Annotated in this window: 8 protein-coding genes and 1 pseudogene; 7 read left to right on the top strand and 2 right to left on the bottom strand. The window is 56.9% G+C overall.

What is annotated here, in order from left to right:
- Positions 1-3 precede the first annotated feature (3 nt).
- The gene (gene gltB, locus AHA_RS13670) at positions 4-4,461 is read right to left on the bottom strand and encodes a glutamate synthase large subunit (protein WP_011706515.1); all 4,458 of its coding nucleotides are present in this window, start codon (positions 4,459-4,461) and stop codon (positions 4-6) included.
- Positions 4,462-5,074: 613 nt separating this feature from the next.
- On the opposite strand from gltB, the gene AHA_RS13665 reads away from it, so the two are divergent.
- From AHA_RS13665 to AHA_RS13640, 6 genes are all read left to right on the top strand, one after another.
- Positions 5,075-6,010, top strand: coding sequence for a TIGR01212 family radical SAM protein (locus AHA_RS13665; RefSeq protein WP_011706514.1), 936 nt, complete (start codon positions 5,075-5,077; stop codon positions 6,008-6,010).
- A gap of 403 nt (positions 6,011-6,413) precedes the next feature.
- On the top strand, positions 6,414-8,558 hold the full coding sequence (locus AHA_RS13660) for a type I secretion system permease/ATPase (RefSeq protein WP_011706513.1): 2,145 nt from the start codon (positions 6,414-6,416) through the stop codon (positions 8,556-8,558).
- Positions 8,551-9,969 (top strand): HlyD family type I secretion periplasmic adaptor subunit, encoded by a 1,419-nt coding sequence (locus tag AHA_RS13655; RefSeq protein WP_011706512.1) that lies wholly within the window; start codon positions 8,551-8,553, stop codon positions 9,967-9,969. Before AHA_RS13660 ends, AHA_RS13655 begins: the two co-directional genes overlap by 8 nt.
- A 35-nt stretch (positions 9,970-10,004) precedes the next feature.
- Positions 10,005-11,333, top strand: a complete 1,329-nt coding sequence (locus tag AHA_RS13650; RefSeq protein ID WP_011706511.1) for a TolC family outer membrane protein — start codon at positions 10,005-10,007, stop codon at positions 11,331-11,333.
- Positions 11,334-11,491: 158 nt separating this feature from the next.
- Positions 11,492-12,214: a transglutaminase-like cysteine peptidase gene (locus tag AHA_RS13645; protein WP_024945793.1), complete on the top strand. Its 723-nt coding sequence runs from the start codon at positions 11,492-11,494 to the stop codon at positions 12,212-12,214.
- Between the two features lie 3 nt (positions 12,215-12,217).
- Positions 12,218-14,143, top strand: coding sequence for an EAL domain-containing protein (locus AHA_RS13640; protein WP_011706510.1), 1,926 nt, complete (start codon positions 12,218-12,220; stop codon positions 14,141-14,143).
- A gap of 108 nt (positions 14,144-14,251) precedes the next feature.
- On the opposite strand, the gene AHA_RS21900 is transcribed toward AHA_RS13640, so the two are convergent.
- On the bottom strand, positions 14,252-14,575 hold the full coding sequence (locus AHA_RS21900) for a hypothetical protein (RefSeq protein ID WP_237702011.1): 324 nt from the start codon (positions 14,573-14,575) through the stop codon (positions 14,252-14,254).
- On the opposite strand from AHA_RS21900, the pseudogene AHA_RS22045 reads away from it, so the two are divergent.
- Positions 14,471-15,502 (top strand): annotated as a pseudogene (locus tag AHA_RS22045) (retention module-containing protein); the annotation flags it as partial. The gene AHA_RS21900 and the pseudogene AHA_RS22045 overlap by 105 nt on opposite strands.
- Positions 15,503-15,593 lie beyond the last annotated feature (91 nt).

Below are 15,593 nucleotides of genomic sequence, written 5' to 3'. Positions count from 1 at the left end.
TCCTTATTGCGCCTGGATTCTGAGTTCTGCACTGGAACGGCTGGTGTGGCCAAGCAGCGATTTGACGTCGCTGGACTTGGGTTTGATCAGCCTGAACTTGGGCACATAGGAGTCGAAGTTGGCCAGGATCTCCTCGGCGCGCGAGCTGCCGGTTTCGTTGAGGTGCGCCGTTATGATGCCGCGCAGGTGCTCCTGATGGATGGCAAGATCCGCCACGTCCAGCAGTTCTACCAGCTCGGGGTTGGTGCGCTTGGCAAAGTTGCCGCACTCGTCGAGCACGTAGGCAAAGCCGCCGGTCATGCCCGCCGCGAAGTTGACGCCTGTGGTGCCGAGCACGGTGACGATGCCGCCGGTCATGTATTCACAACCGTTGTCACCGATCCCCTCGACTACCGCCAGCGCCCCTGAGTTGCGCACCGCGAAGCGCTCGCCGGCGGTACCCGCAGCGTAAAGTTTGCCGCCGGTGGCGCCGTAGAGGCAGGTGTTGCCGATGATGGCCGCCTCGTGGGATTTGAATGCCACGCCGACGTGGGGTTTGATCACCAGCTTGCCGCCGGTCATCCCCTTGCCCACGTAGTCGTTGGCATCCCCCGTGAGGATCATCTCAAGGCCACCCGCGTTCCAGACGCCGAAGCTCTGGCCGGCGGTACCGTTGAAGTGAACCCGCACCGGATCGGCCGCCATCCCCTGGTTGCCATGGCGCTTGACGATCTCGCCGGACAGACGCGCCCCCACCGAGCGGTCGGTGTTGCGGATGTCGTAGCGAAACTCGCCGCCGCTCATGTTTTCCACCGCCTCCAGCAGATCTTCCACCATCTTGAGGTTCAAAGGCCCCTTGTCGAAGGTGGGGTTGTGCTGCTGGCTGAACAGGCTGGAGCCTGCCGGTGCCACCGGGCTGGCCAGAATGCCGGAGAGATCCAGCTTGGCCTGACGGGCGGTGAGGCCGGGCAGCGCTTCCAGCAGGTCGGTGCGACCGATGAGGTCGGTCAGCTGGGTGACGCCCAGCTGGGCCATCAGCTCGCGGGTCTCCTCGGCGATGAACTTGAAGTAGTTCATCACCATCTCCGGCAGGCCGGTGAAGTGCTCGCGGCGCAGCTTCTCATCCTGGGTGGCGACGCCGGTGGCGCAGTTGTTCAGGTGGCAGATCCGCAGGTATTTGCAGCCGAGCGCCACCATGGGGCCGGTGCCAAAACCGAAGCTCTCGGCGCCGAGAATGGCCGCCTTGATGATGTCCAGACCCGTCTTGAGGCCACCGTCCACCTGCAGCCGCACCTTGTGGCGCAGGCCGTTGGCGACCAGTGCCTGCTGGGTCTCGGCCAGCCCCAGCTCCCAGGGAGAGCCGGCGTATTTGACCGAGGTGAGGGGGCTCGCGCCGGTGCCGCCGTCGTAGCCGGAGACGGTGATGAAGTCCGCATAGGCCTTGGCCACGCCGCAGGCGATGGTACCAACGCCGGGCTCGGACACCAGTTTCACCGACACCAGGCAGCTTGGGTTGATCTGCTTGATGTCGAAGATGAGCTGGGCCAGATCCTCGATGGAGTAGATGTCGTGGTGGGGTGGCGGCGAGATCAGGGTCACGCCGGGCACCGAGTAACGCAGCTTGGCGATTTGGGCCGTCACCTTGTCACCGGGCAGCTGGCCCCCTTCACCGGGCTTGGCACCCTGGGCCACCTTGATCTGCACCACGTCGGCGTTCATCAGGTAGTGGGGGGTGACGCCAAAGCGCCCCGAGGCCACCTGCTTGATGCGCGAATTCTTCTCGGTGCCGAAGCGCTTGGGATCCTCGCCGCCTTCACCCGAGTTGCTCTGGCCGCCGAGCCGGTTCATAGCCACCGCCAGCGCTTCGTGGGCTTCCGGGCCCAGCGCGCCGATGGACATGGCGGCAGAGTCGAAGCGGGGGAACAGCTTGGCTGCCGGCTCTACCTGCTCCAGTGCCACCGGGTTGTCGACCTTCTTCAGGGTGAGCAGATCGCGCAGGGTGGCGACCGGCCGTTCGTTCACCAGGCGGGCGTACTCCTTGTAATCGGCATAATTGCCGGAGCGCACCGCGGTCTGCAGGGTCTGCACCACGTCCGGGTTGTAGGTGTGGTACTCGCCGCCGTGGACGAATTTTAGCAGGCCGCCCTGAGTGAGGGCCTTGCGGGCCAGCCAGGCCTGACGGGCCAGATTGAACTGATCCTGCTGGATGTCGGCAAAATCGGCGCCCTGGATGCGGCTCGATACGCCGCGAAAACACATCTCGACCACGGCTTTGGAGAGGCCCACCGCTTCAAACAGCTGGGAGCAGCGGTAGCTGGCCACCGTGCTGATGCCCATCTTGGACATCACCTTGTAGAGCCCCTTGTTGATGCCGTTGCGGTAGTTGAGCATGGCCTGGCGCAGGCTCATCTTGAGCACGCCCTCTTCTACCTGCTTGGCGAGCGTCTCGTAGGCGAGGTAGGGGTAGATGGCGGTGGCGCCAAAGCCCAGCAACACCGAGAAGTGGTGCGGGTCGCGCACGCTGGCGGTCTCCACCAGGATGTTGGCGTCGCAGCGCAGGTTGTTGTCCACCAGGGTACGCTGCACCGCCCCCACCGCCATGGCGGCCGGGATGGGCAGGGTGTTGGCACTGACGTCCCGATCCGAGAGGATCAGCAGCACGGTACCGGCCTTGGCGGCAGCCTTGGCCTCTTCACAGATGCGCAGGATGGCCGCTTCCAGGCCCTCTTCGGGCTTGAAGTTGAGGCTGATCACCTGATGGCGATAGTGCTCCCCTTCCAGCGCCAGCAGCTGGTGGAAGTCGGAGTAGAGCAGGATCGGCGACTGGAACAGCACCCGGTGGGCGTGGCCGAAGGTCTCGTTGAACACGTTCTGCTCGCGGCCGATACAGGTGGCCAGCGACATGACGTGGTTTTCCCGCAGCGGATCGATGGGCGGGTTGGTGACCTGGGCGAACATCTGGCGGAAGTAGTCGTACAGGGTGCGCTGGCTGGAGGAGAGCACCGCCATCGGAGTGTCATCTCCCATGGAACCCACCGCTTCCTGGCCGTTTTCACCCAGTACCCGGATGATCTGATCCAGCTCCTCATAGGAGTAGCCGAACAGCTTCTGATAGGTTTTCAGTTGATCGTCGGAGAACTCGCGGGCGCCTGTGCTGGCGTCATCCATCTGCTCAAACGGCACCAGCCGCTTGCAGTGCTTGTCCATCCACTGTTTGTAGGTGTGACGGCTCTTGAGATCGTCATCGATCTCGAAGCTGGTCCAGATCTTGCCGTTGCTGGTATCGACCACGAACAGCTCGCCCGGGCCGACCCGGCCCTTCTCCAGCACTTCGTCCGGGGTGTAGTCCCAGGTGCCCACTTCAGAGGCCAGCGTGATGAACTTGTCCTTGGTGATGACGTAGCGGGCCGGACGCAGGCCGTTTCTGTCGAGCGCGCAGGTGGCGTAGCGACCGTCGGTCATGACGATGCCGGCCGGGCCATCCCAGGGCTCCATGTGCATGGAGTTGAAGTCGTAGAAGGCGCGCAGGTCGTCATCCATGTTCGGGTGCTTCTGCCACGCAGGCGGGATCAACAGGCGCATGGCGCGGAACAGGTCCATGCCGCCGGCCAGGAACAGATCCAGCATGTTGTCGAGGCTGGAGGAGTCCGACCCCGTAGTGTTGACGAAGGGGGCGGCCTCTTGCAGATCGGGGATCAGCGGGGTGGCAAACTTGTAGCTGCGCGCCTTGGCCCACTGGCGGTTGCCCGCGATGGTGTTGATCTCGCCGTTGTGGGCGAGGTAGCGGAACGGCTGCGCCAGCGGCCAGCGCGGGCTGGTGTTGGTGGAGAAACGCTGGTGGAATACGCAGATGGCCGCCTGCATGCGAATGTCGGCCAAATCCAGATAAAAACGCGGCAAGTCCACCGGCATGCACAGTCCTTTATAGACGGTGACCAGGTTGGAGAGGCTGACCACGTAGAAGTAGTCGTCGCTGATGCGTTTCTCGATGCGGCGGCGCACGATATAGAGGCGGCGCTCGAGATCTTTGCCGACCCAGCCGGGCGGGGCGTTGACAAAAACCTGTTCGATGCTGGGCAGGGAGGCCTTGGCGATCGGGCCGAGTACATTGGTATCGATAGGCACCTTGCGCCAACCGACCAGACTCAGGGTCTCCTTCTCCAGCTCTTCGTCGATGATGTCGCGAGTGGCTTGCGCCAAGACGGGATCGGGGTTGAGAAACAGCATGCCGACCGCGTAATTGCGGCCCAGGTGCCATCCCTTCTCTTCGGCGACAGCTCTGAAGAAGCTGTCGGGTTTTTGCAGCAACAGACCGCAGCCGTCGCCGGTCTTGCCGTCGGCAGAGATGCCGCCACGGTGCTGCATGCGAGCCAATGCTGACATCGCGAGACGGACAAGCTTGTGGCTGGCTTCACCTTCCATGTGGGCCAACAGGCCGAAGCCACAGTTATCCCTCTCCAGCTTTGGATCATATAGTGACATTGCATTTCTCCCTTGCTCGGCCTTGCATCGCACTGTCATCAACAGACTGCATAAATTGCGATTGGCTCTTGTGGTTCCGTCCGCCTGAGGTGGCGAACCTCCAAACTAATGGGATTTTTCGGCAAGGTCAATTGGACATCCCGGCTGTTTTCATTATCACAAACCCATAACAAAATGTCGGGGTGCGGGTCTGCATGGGGTATTAACTGGCGATTGCTCTGGTTATTTTTGTTTTTGTGGAATTTTGTATTGCCATATTGGGCTTTGCTGGTTGACTCAATGGGGGCAAGGATTTGTAGTAATTTTACCAATCCACTCGACAAGTGAATGGCCGAGATCACAATAACGAAGCAGGTGACTTGCATTTGCAAAACCACAGTCTATGAGAAAATTTTCATTATTCAACAAACTGTTAGAAGATGGTTTTGTGGTGGAGTTGAGCCTTAGCCAAATTGGGGATGAGTCTCGAAAGCGTCGATAACTACCCATTTTCTGATATTTATCCAGCTATTGGTGAATATTTATATGTTTTCCCGACCCTATCCTCCCTTGATCCAGCGCAGCGCTGCGCGCGGTCAAGCTCGTACAATGACGCCCCTTTACTGGAGGTGTCATGCAGTTACACGAACTCGTCAATACATTCGGCCAGGATCTCAAGCAACGCCATGGCCAGAAGATCCACAAGCTCTCCATTCACGGTGCCTTCACCTGCCCGAACCGGGACGGCACGCTGGGCCGTGGCGGCTGCACCTTTTGCAATGTATCTTCCTTTGCCGACGAGTCGGCCCAGCAGCTTTCGGTGGTGCAGCAACTGCTGGCTCGCCGGGATGAAGTGACCCGGGCCAAACGTTATCTCGCCTACTTTCAGGCCTATACCAGCACCTATGCCGAGGTGGAGTACCTGCAGCGCATGTATGAAGAGGCGCTGTCGGTGAGCGACATGGTGGGCTTGTGTGTAGGGACGCGCCCAGATTGCGTGCCGGATGCGGTATTGGACCTGCTGGCCGGTTATCAGGCCCGGGGTTACGAGGTGTGGTTGGAGCTGGGGTTGCAGAGCGCCAACGACAAGACGCTGCAGCGCATCAACCGGGGTCATGGCTATGCCGCCTATGCTGACGCTGTGGCCAGGGCCCATCAGCGCGGCATCAAGGTGTGCGCCCACCTGATCGTCGGTCTGCCTGGTGAAGTCGCCATGGACAGCCTGAATACGCTGCAGCGCATCGTGGAGACGGGCGTGGAGGGGATAAAGTTGCACCCGCTGCACGTGGTAGAGGGAAGCACCCTTGGCAAGGCGTGGCAGGCGGGTCGGCTGGAGGTGCCGAGCCTGGCGCAGTATGTGGAAGCGGCGGTTGCCATGATCCAGCACACGCCGCCCGAGGTGGTATACCACCGCATCTCGGCGTCGGCACGCCGTCCGACTCTGTTGGCGCCAGCCTGGTGCGAGAATCGCTGGACAGCCATGGCTGACATTGCTAGTGAACTGGCCCGCTCCGGCGCCCAGGGTCATGCGCTGGGGCGCCCTTTTTCGCTTTCCGGCAATATCGGCTAGGTAATCAGATTTCATCAAAAAAACAGTGAGTTATTAGATGAAATTCAGTCTTTGCGGTATAGTTTCGGTAAAATTGTCTTGATATAGTACTTGGCTTGAAAAAGATATCATTATCAATAAGCTTGTATTATTTCCAATTTGGACGGGATATATCGGATATAGCGCCATCTTGTGTCGCGATCCGCCACCAAACTGCCCGTCTCGCCTTTGGGTGTAATGCCTATCAGGTCTGCCAATGACATTCAGTGTCATGTACCTGTGCTTAATGTGTATCAGGCTGTTGATCCCTTCTCGGGGAGCTCTGTTCTTTATGTCACGGGATCGTCTGCGCCAAACTGCGCCCGTGAAGCTTGAATATCGGTGTGGCGATAGAGCCGGCCCAATCATGCAGTGACAGGATGCTATGCAAGCAGAAACTAACCGTATTGACGAGTTGTTGGAGTGCCTGGTCTTTCTGACCCGCTTTTATGGGGTGCCCAACAGCAAGGATGCCCTTACGACCGGTTTGCCACTGGTGTCCGGTCTGCTGACGCCCAATCTGTTTGGCCGTGCCGCCGAGCGGGGCGGACTGTCGGCCCGGGAAGTGATCCAGCCGCTTGCCGAAATCTCCCCCTTGTTGCTGCCTTGCGTGCTGCAGATGCGCAATGGTGGCGCCTGCATTCTGCTGGAGTGGAATGAAGACAGAAGCCAGGGCAAGGTCATCTTTCCTCAGGCGGGAGATGCGGCCCAGTGGCTCAATGCAGCCCAGCTGGGTGATGAGTATCTGGGAAGACTGTTTTTTGTCAAAAAGCAGTTCAAATTTGATGAGCGCTCCCCCAAGGTGCTGGAGACCCGTGACGGGCACTGGTTCTGGAGCACTCTGTTTGAATCCCGTGGCATCTATCGTGACGTACTGATCGCGTCCATCCTGATCAACCTGTTTGCCATCGCCAGCCCGCTGTTCACCATGAACGTCTACGACAAGATAGTGCCCAATCTGGCATTCGATTCCCTTTGGGTGCTTGCGGTCGGGGCCATGGTGGTGTTCACCTTCGATTTCGTGATGCGTCAGCTGCGCAGCTACTTCATCGACATTGCCGGTAAAAAATCGGATGTGCTGTTGTCGGCCAAGATCTTCGCCAAGGTAATGGGCATGCGGATGGAGTCGCGGCCGGCCTCGACAGGTGCGTTTGCCAAACATCTGCAGGAGTTTGAATCGGTGCGGGAGTTTTTTACCTCCGCCACCGTCTCTACCCTCATCGACCTGCCGTTCGCGGTTTTTTTCCTGTTCATCATCTGGATTTTCGCCGGGGTCATGGTCGTGGTGCCGATCGTCGCCATGCTGATCCTCATCATTTACAGCTTCTATATTCAGGCGCCGCTCAAGCAGTCCATCGAAGAGGGATCGCGGCTTGCTTCCCAGAAGAACGCCAACCTGATCGAGAGCATTTCAGGTCTTGAGACCGTCAAGATTTTCGGGGCCGAGAGCATGTTCCAGCATCGCTGGGAGCAGGCCGTCTCCCATATCTCGACCTGGGGCGTGCAGACCCGCCGCATCACCAACTCAATGTCCTCGCTGGCCAGTTACATCCAGCAGGTGGTGACGGTGGCGCTGGTGATTGTCGGTGTTTATCAGATTTCGGAAGGGTTGGTCACCATGGGGGGCATGATTGCCGCCGTCATGCTGTCAAGCCGCGCCATTGCGCCCATGGTGCAGTTGTCGGTGCTCTCCACCCGCTACAACCAGGCCAAGTCCGCACTGGAAATCCTGGAAAAAATCATGGTGACACCGGGTGAGCAGGAAGAGGGCAAGCAGTACATCCACCATCCCGTGATCTCCGGTCGGATCGAGTTTGACAATGTCTCGTTCAAGTACCCGGGAATGGAAACCAGCACCCTGCACAACATCAATCTGCGGATCGAGCCGGGCGAGAAGGTGGCCATCATAGGCCGGATCGGGGCGGGCAAAACCACGCTCGAGAAGATCTTGATGGGCTTGTATCGGCCTACCGATGGCTCGGTGCGACTCGATGGGTTCGAGCTGGATCAGCTGCCAGCCTCGGTGATCCGGCGCAACATAGGTTGTGTCCCGCAGGACGTGACCCTGTTTTTTGGCTCGGTGCGCGACAACATCATGCTGGGCAATCCGCTGGTGGACGATGTGCGGGTCATGCGTGCTGCCAAACGGGCCGGCGTCACCAATTTTACCAATCGGGATCCCAACGGGCTGGACCGGCAGATCGGCGAAGGAGGCCGTCAGCTCTCGGGTGGTCAGCGCCAGGCTATTCTGCTGGCGCGAGCCTTGCTCAACGACCCCCCCATTCTGGTGATGGACGAACCTACCTCCAACATGGATAACCAGTCCGAGATGCAGGTCAAGCATGAGCTGGCACGATTGGGGCCGGAGACGACCCTGATCCTGATCACTCACAAAACCTCCATGCTCGATGTCGCTTCACGGGTCATCGTGGTTGAACAGGGGCAGGTGGTGGCCGATGGGCCCAAAGAGGTTGTGCTGCAACAGTTGAAAGAGGGCAAGGTGCGTGTGCAGGAGGCGTCCAATGGCTAAATTTGGCCTGTTCAAGAAGGCACCATCCGATACCGTACTGCCAGCACCGGAGCACCTTGAATTCGTCGATGACGGTGCGGCTGCGGTACTGCTGAGTACCCCGACTCGAGCCAGGGCATTGCTGTGGGCATGCTTCCTGTTTTTCATGAGCGCCATCGTCTGGGCCGCCTGGGCCGAGCTCGATGAGGTCACCGTTGGACAAGGGAAGGTTATTCCTTCCCGCCAATTGCAGGTGATCCAGAATCTGGAGGGGGGGATCGTCAAGGAGATCTTCGTCAAAGAGGGTGACATCGTTGAAAAAGGGCAGCCGCTCTTGCGCATCGATGATACTCGCTTCCGTTCCGATTTTCGTGAACGGGAGCAGGAGCTGGTGACTCTCAAGGGGGATATTGCCAGGCTGCGTTCCGAAATCCAGAGCGTAGTGGTCAAGACCGGCCCCAATCTGGGGTGGCGCGAACAGGTCGTGGTCGACAAGCAACCCATCGATTTCCCTGATGGTTTCGAAAACGTCTTTGCCGAATATGCGGCTCGAGAAAAATCAGTTCAGGATGAGCGTCTCAACAACTTGAACAATCAGCTCTATATTCTGGGGCAACAGATTGAACAGAAAGAGCAGGAGACCATAGAGCTCAACGCCAAGATCAGGACAGTGGCGCGTAGCGTGGATCTGGCGCGGCAGGAGCTCAATATCAGCCGCCCCTTGGCCAAGGAGGGGATAGTACCTCAGGTCGAACTGATCAAGCTGGAACGGCAGGTCAACGAGATGCAGGGGGAATTGGAGAGCAACCGGCTGCTTATTCCCAAGCTCGATTCCGTGTTGCGAGAGACCATCTCCAAGCGCAACGACATTGCCTTGAAATTCCGGGCCGATTCACAGACCGAGCTCAATGAACGGCAAGGCAAATTGAGCCAGCTGTCCGAAGGCCAGGTTGGGCTGCGGGATCGGGTGGATCGCACCAGCGTCATTGCGCCGCTCAAGGGCACCATCAAGAAGCTCAAAATCAACACGCTGGGTGGTGTGGTGCAACCCGGCATGGATCTGATGGAAATTGTTCCACTGGAAGACACTCTGCTGGTCGAGGCCAAAGTGTCGCCCAAAGATATCGCGTTCTTGCGGCCAGGGCTGGAGGCCGTGGTCAAGATTACTGCCTATGACTTCACAATTTATGGAGGATTACATGGCAAGGTTGAACAGATAAGTGCCGACTCGATCCAGGATGAAGATGGCAACTCCTTTTACCTGGTACGAGTACGCACCGAGAAAAGTTACTTGGGCGATGAGCTTAACGCACTTCCCATCATCCCCGGTATGTTAGCCAGTGCAGATATTATTACTGGTAAAAAAAGTGTCCTAGACTATTTGCTTAAGCCGATTTTACGGGCAAAGCAGTCGGCACTGAGAGAACGATAAGCCAACAATCTAAAAACAACATGACTGGAGATACCATGAAGAAGACGATTGTTGCCATGTTAGTAAGTGGCGCCGTGCTGTTCCCGGGCCTTACCCAGGCCCAAACACTGGAACAGTCAGTGGCACAGTCACTGGCTACCCATCCCAAAATCAAGGAAGCTTTTGATCTCTATCAGGCGCGACTGTATCAGCATGATGGAGCCAAAGGTGGTTACTATCCCACCATCGATCTGCGTGGCGGTGTCGGCTATGAGAAGACTGACAGCCCGTCAACTCGTGCGGCCGGCGCGAACTCGACCACCATCGATGATTCCATGACCCGTAAAGAGGCCGGTATCAGCCTGCGCCAGATGCTGTTTGATGGTTTCAACGTCAGCAGCAACGTGGCTCGTACCGATGCCGAAGCCAATGCTCAGCGTCTGGCCATGATCTCCGAGGCGGAGAATACCGCTCTGCGCGTGGCTGAGGTTTACCTCAACATGCTGCGTCAGCAGGAGATTTTGGAACTGTCCAAACAGAACCTGGAAACTCACGAGCAGATCCGCAGCGACATCAGCAAGCGGACCGATTCAGGCTTGGGATCCACGGCAGACCAGACCCAAATTGATGGTCGTGTCGCCAGAGCCTATGCCAATCAGGCGGCTGCCGAAAACAACTACCGGGATGCCGAGAGCGAGTTCATCCGGGTAGTCAACGAGATGCCAAAAGATTTGGTACAGCCGGTGCCGGATGCTCAGCTCATTCCGAGCAGCCTGGATGCTGCATTGAAGACTGCGACCGAAGTGCATCCGACCTTGCTGTCATCCTTGCAGGATATCGAAGCCGCCAAGTATCAGCATGAAGGCTCCAAGTCCGGTTTTTATCCCAATGTCACGTTTGAAGTGGATCAGAACTGGAATGAGGACATTGATGCAGTAAAAGGACGCAATGACGATCTGACTGCCATGGTGCGCATGCGTTACAACCTGTTCCGTGGTGGTTCCGATCTGGCGCAGAGCAAGGCGACGTCCGCTCTCTATTCCCAGGCGAAAGATATTCATATGAATGCTTTCCGTCAGGTTGAAGAGGGAACCCGCCTGGCCTGGAACGCCAAAGAGTCTTTGACCAAACAGAAGACCTTCCTGAAAGAGCACGTGGATGCCAGCTATGACACCGTACAGGCCTACAAGAAGCAGTTCGGATTGGGCCAGCGTACCTTGCTGGACGTACTGAACACCGAGAACGAACTGTTTGAGGCCCGTCGCAGCTACATCACGGCCGAGTACGACTCCTTGTTGGCGGATTATCGGATCCTCAATGCCACTGGCAGTCTGCTCAATGCGTTTAATGTGAAGCAGCCGGCCGATTGGCAAGCTAAACAGTAATGGAGTACGCATCAGGTTTGATGCGAGTGAAAGGGATGGCTGCAGCCGGGCTGCCGCCATCCCTTGTCTCTGACGGCCACTTCTGGCCAGCGTTGTAACAGCCAGTGGATCTTTTGAAGATGCATGTGACTGAGCAGTATCGGGCAGGCAGTGTCGACATGGCGTCAAGCTTCGGTTTGGCTCCGTTTTTGCGCGCGCGCTGGTTGCGCTGGTCACTCTGGCTGCTGTTGGTTTCTCTACCTTTGCTGCTTTCTGCCAGCCAGCCTCTTACCCCTGAAGATCTCAAACTGGTACAGCGGGCACAGGAAACGTACGGTGTCAGAGCCGGCAAACGAGTCACGACTTGGCGCACGTTGGTCATGCAGAATCGTGCCGCCGGTCTGACGGACCGCCAGAAACTGGAGAAGGTAAACCAGTTTTTCAACCAGATGCGTTTTATCGACGACATCAAGTTGTGGCGCAAAAAAGACTATTGGGCGACCCCGTTGGAATTTTTAGGCGCGGCGGGTGGTGATTGTGAAGACTTCAGCATTTCAAAGTACTTTACCCTGCTGGAATTGGGGGTGCCGGATGAAAAAATGCGGATGGTCTATGTCAAGGCACTGGATTACAACCAGTTTCATATGGTGGTTGCTTACTATGACACGCCATCCTCAGTCCCCGTGATTTTGGATAACTTGATTGGGTCGATCCGGCCGGCCAGCCAGCGCCGGGATCTGATGCCGATATACAGCTTTAACGGTAGTCACTTGTGGTTGATGAAGGCGCGTGGTCAAGGGGAACTGGCTGGACAGTCCTCACGCCTGGGATTATGGAATGATTTACGCAATCGCATGACTTCGGGGCGATTGGCTCAGCCTGTGTTGAATTTGGATGATTAACCTATGACGCTCTACAGACAATTACTGGCCACCATGTTGATCCTGTTCGGGTTGTTGTTTGCAGCCACCTATTGGGTGCAATTCAACTCGACTCGTACCTATCTGGCGCAGCAGCAGGAAACCACCGTCATCAACACCGCCACATCCCTGGGATTGGCGTTGACACCTTATCTGGAAAATGGTGACAAGGTGGGGGCTGAATCCGTCATCCAGGCGATATTTGATGGGGGATATTATCGCTTGGTCCGTCTGGATTTGTTGGCTTCCAAGGATGTCATTGAGCAGGAAAATACCAACAATATTCAGGGGGTGCCGCAGTGGTTCATTAATTTGGGCCTGTTTCCGGAAGTATCCAACGAATCGATTCTGACCTCTGGCTGGTTGCAACTGGGCAAATTGAAGGTTGTTGGTCACCCCGGGCAAGCCTACTACGAGCTGTGGCGTGGTATGAGCGAACTGGCGAGCTGGTTTCTGATAGGTTTTCTCATCACCACCATTTTGTTGATGCGCGCGCTCAACTATTTGCTCAAGCCGCTCAAGCAGATCTGTGAACAGGCGGTGGAGATCGAGCTGCACCACTTTGGCCATGCCATTCCTGAACCCAAGACCCATGAATTGAAACAGGTGGTACAGGCCATCAATACGCTTTCCAGCAAGCTGGCCTTGCAGTTCAAGGAACAGGCTGATGAGGCTGAAAAATTGCGGGAGCGGGTTTATGTGGACGCCGTATCCGGCTTGGGCAACCGGGCTTATTTCGTGGGTCAGGTAAACGCATGGATTGCCGAGGCGGGACAAGGCGGCGTCATGCTGGTCGCTGTCGATATGCTGGATGACCTGTACCGTGAGGAGGGGTTTGCCGCTCGCGACAACATGGTCAAGTCGATAGCACAGGCTCTGAAGGAGCAGCTGAAAGGCTGGGATGGGTCGGCACTGGCACGGATTTCGGCCACGGAATATGCCTTGCTGTGTCCTACCGATGATCTGGCTCAGCTGAAAGATTTGGCGGAAGTGATCAATAGTCGCATTGCCGACCTGGTTGTGAACCCCATGGGTGAGGGCGGTGCACTCTCCGTTATCGGTATTGCAGGCAGGGATGGCAATGACGATTTGTCAGCGTTGCTGACCAAGGCCGACAACGCCTTGGGCAAAGCGCGTAATGAACGTCGTGGCGCAGTAGTCATGGAGGGCGGTGTTGATCAAGGGCTGATGGGACGTCTGGCTTGGCGCGATCTGGTACAAGATGCCATCGCTCGGCACTTGTGGCGCTTCAAGGCGCAACCTGCCTGCAGATTTGATAACGGTGTTCGTTTGCATGCGGAATTGTTTGCCTCTATTTCTCGTGATGGCACCGATTATTTTGCCGGTCAATTCTTGCCGGCCATCGAACAGTTCAAATTGGGTGGTGAATTCGATCAGGCGATACTTGAAGCTTCTATTCCATTGCTCCAGCAACAGGCGGATCTGGTCTTGGCGGTCAATATTACCGCTGGCTCGCTGTGTTCCGATGAGTTCAGAGCGTGGTTGACTGGCTATCTGACGGATCATGCTGAGCTGCAAGAACGGCTGCTGTTTGAAATCCCGGAAGCTGCCATCATGAAGCATAAAGATCATGTCACCGCCTTGGTGAAGGCCTTGCAGGAACATGGATTCCAGTGGGGGGTGGATCATTATGGACGTCACTTCCAGTCACTGGGATATCTGGAAGAGCTGGCTCCAGCCTATGTCAAAGTTGATCATGGCTATACCAGTCAGGTGATGGAGCCGGGGGCGGATACCTCCTTCCTGGCAGCAGTGTGCCGCGCCGCTCACAATGCAGGCGTCACAACCATTGCGACCCGGGTTGAAGATCAACATCAGGTTGAGCTGCTTGCCAAGTTGCATATCGATGGTTATCAGGGTTTTGTGCATCCCGCATTCCCACTGGCTTGAACGTTATCAAATCAAAAGGGCCCATAAGGGCCCTTTTTTTATTCTAAAGATGAATAAGAATAGGTATTTTTAGGGCACCTCTCTGTTTGAGATTCGCTTGAGGCGCCATCAAGTGATTGATTTGACATTATAAAAAAGACCCTTCGATTTAATACATTGCATCCCGCCAAGACGGAACAAATCCAATACATTTTTGCAACGGATGCGAAGCGTACAGACATCTATGGTGTAGACATCGAGATCTGTCACGTTGGAGCACAGGATATGCGCACTCAAATCATCGACAAAACGGTTGTGGTTTCTTCCATTGAAGGCAATGTTCAAATCGTGCTGGCTGATGGAAGCAGCCGCCCATTGCAAAAAGGCGAGATCCTCCAGCTGGGAGCCAAGCTTAATATTGCAGATGACGCCAAACTGGTATTGGCTCCCTATGACGATTCTCCTGCCGCCGCTACTCCAGATGCTCCCGCTCATGACGCACCAGCCCCTGGTCAACCTCAAGCCCCTGATGCGGGTACTGCGGCTTCTCCTGATATCGCTGCATTGCAAAAATCAATTCTGCAAGGGGTAGACCCGACACAAAACTTTGAAGCTTCTGCTGCCGGGGGGGCACCTGCCGCCGGTGGTGGTGGCGGGATCGGTGGTGTAGCCGGTGCTAGTGGCAATGGTGGCTTTGTCACCATTGACCGTATTGGTGATGCAACCATTGCTGCCGCAGGCTTTGACACCACATATCAGACAGAGCCGGTTGTAGATACACAACAAGTAGTAGAGCCGTTGCTGGTCAATGAACTGACGGATCAGGGCGAGCAGCTGGTTGTTGCGGAAGACGGTGTATTGAATGGCAATTTGCTGGATAACACGGTCAATACCGATGGGCCGTCAGCTGCGTCGGTTCTGCTCTTCAGCTGGGGAGGCAACGCCAATGTGGCTGTCGGAACCAGTGTGACAATCGACGGGATCGGTACGCTTGTCGTCAATGGCGATGGCAGCTTCACATTCACCCCGGCTCCCAACTACGACGGTGCTGTTCCCCCTGTCGTATACACGGTTACCGATGGCACCGATACGGTCCAATCCACCTTGGAACTCACTATCACGCCAGTCAATGATCTTGCTGATCAGAGTGAGAGCGTCGTGGTGACGGAGGATGCGGCGGTATCGGGCAATTTGCTTGACAACACCGTCGATAATGATGGGCCTCAGGCTGCTACTGTCACCGGATTTAGCTGGGGTGGGGTTGCCAACACGACGTTGGGCACACCCGTCACTCTGGCAGGGGTCGGTACCCTGCTGGTCAATGCAGATGGCAGCTATCAGTTTACGCCAGCCACCAATTATGACGGCCCTGTCCCGGCGGTGAGTTATACCGTCACAGATGGTACAGATTCAGTACAGTCCTTACTGACTATCACGATCACTCCTGTTGATGAGCCGGTTGAGCTTGCCG

The organism is Aeromonas hydrophila subsp. hydrophila ATCC 7966 (genome assembly GCF_000014805.1).
GTDB lineage: Bacteria > Pseudomonadota > Gammaproteobacteria > Enterobacterales > Aeromonadaceae > Aeromonas > Aeromonas hydrophila.
Note: the sequence above shows the minus strand (reverse complement) of the source record. Positions and strands in the feature narration are given on the sequence as shown.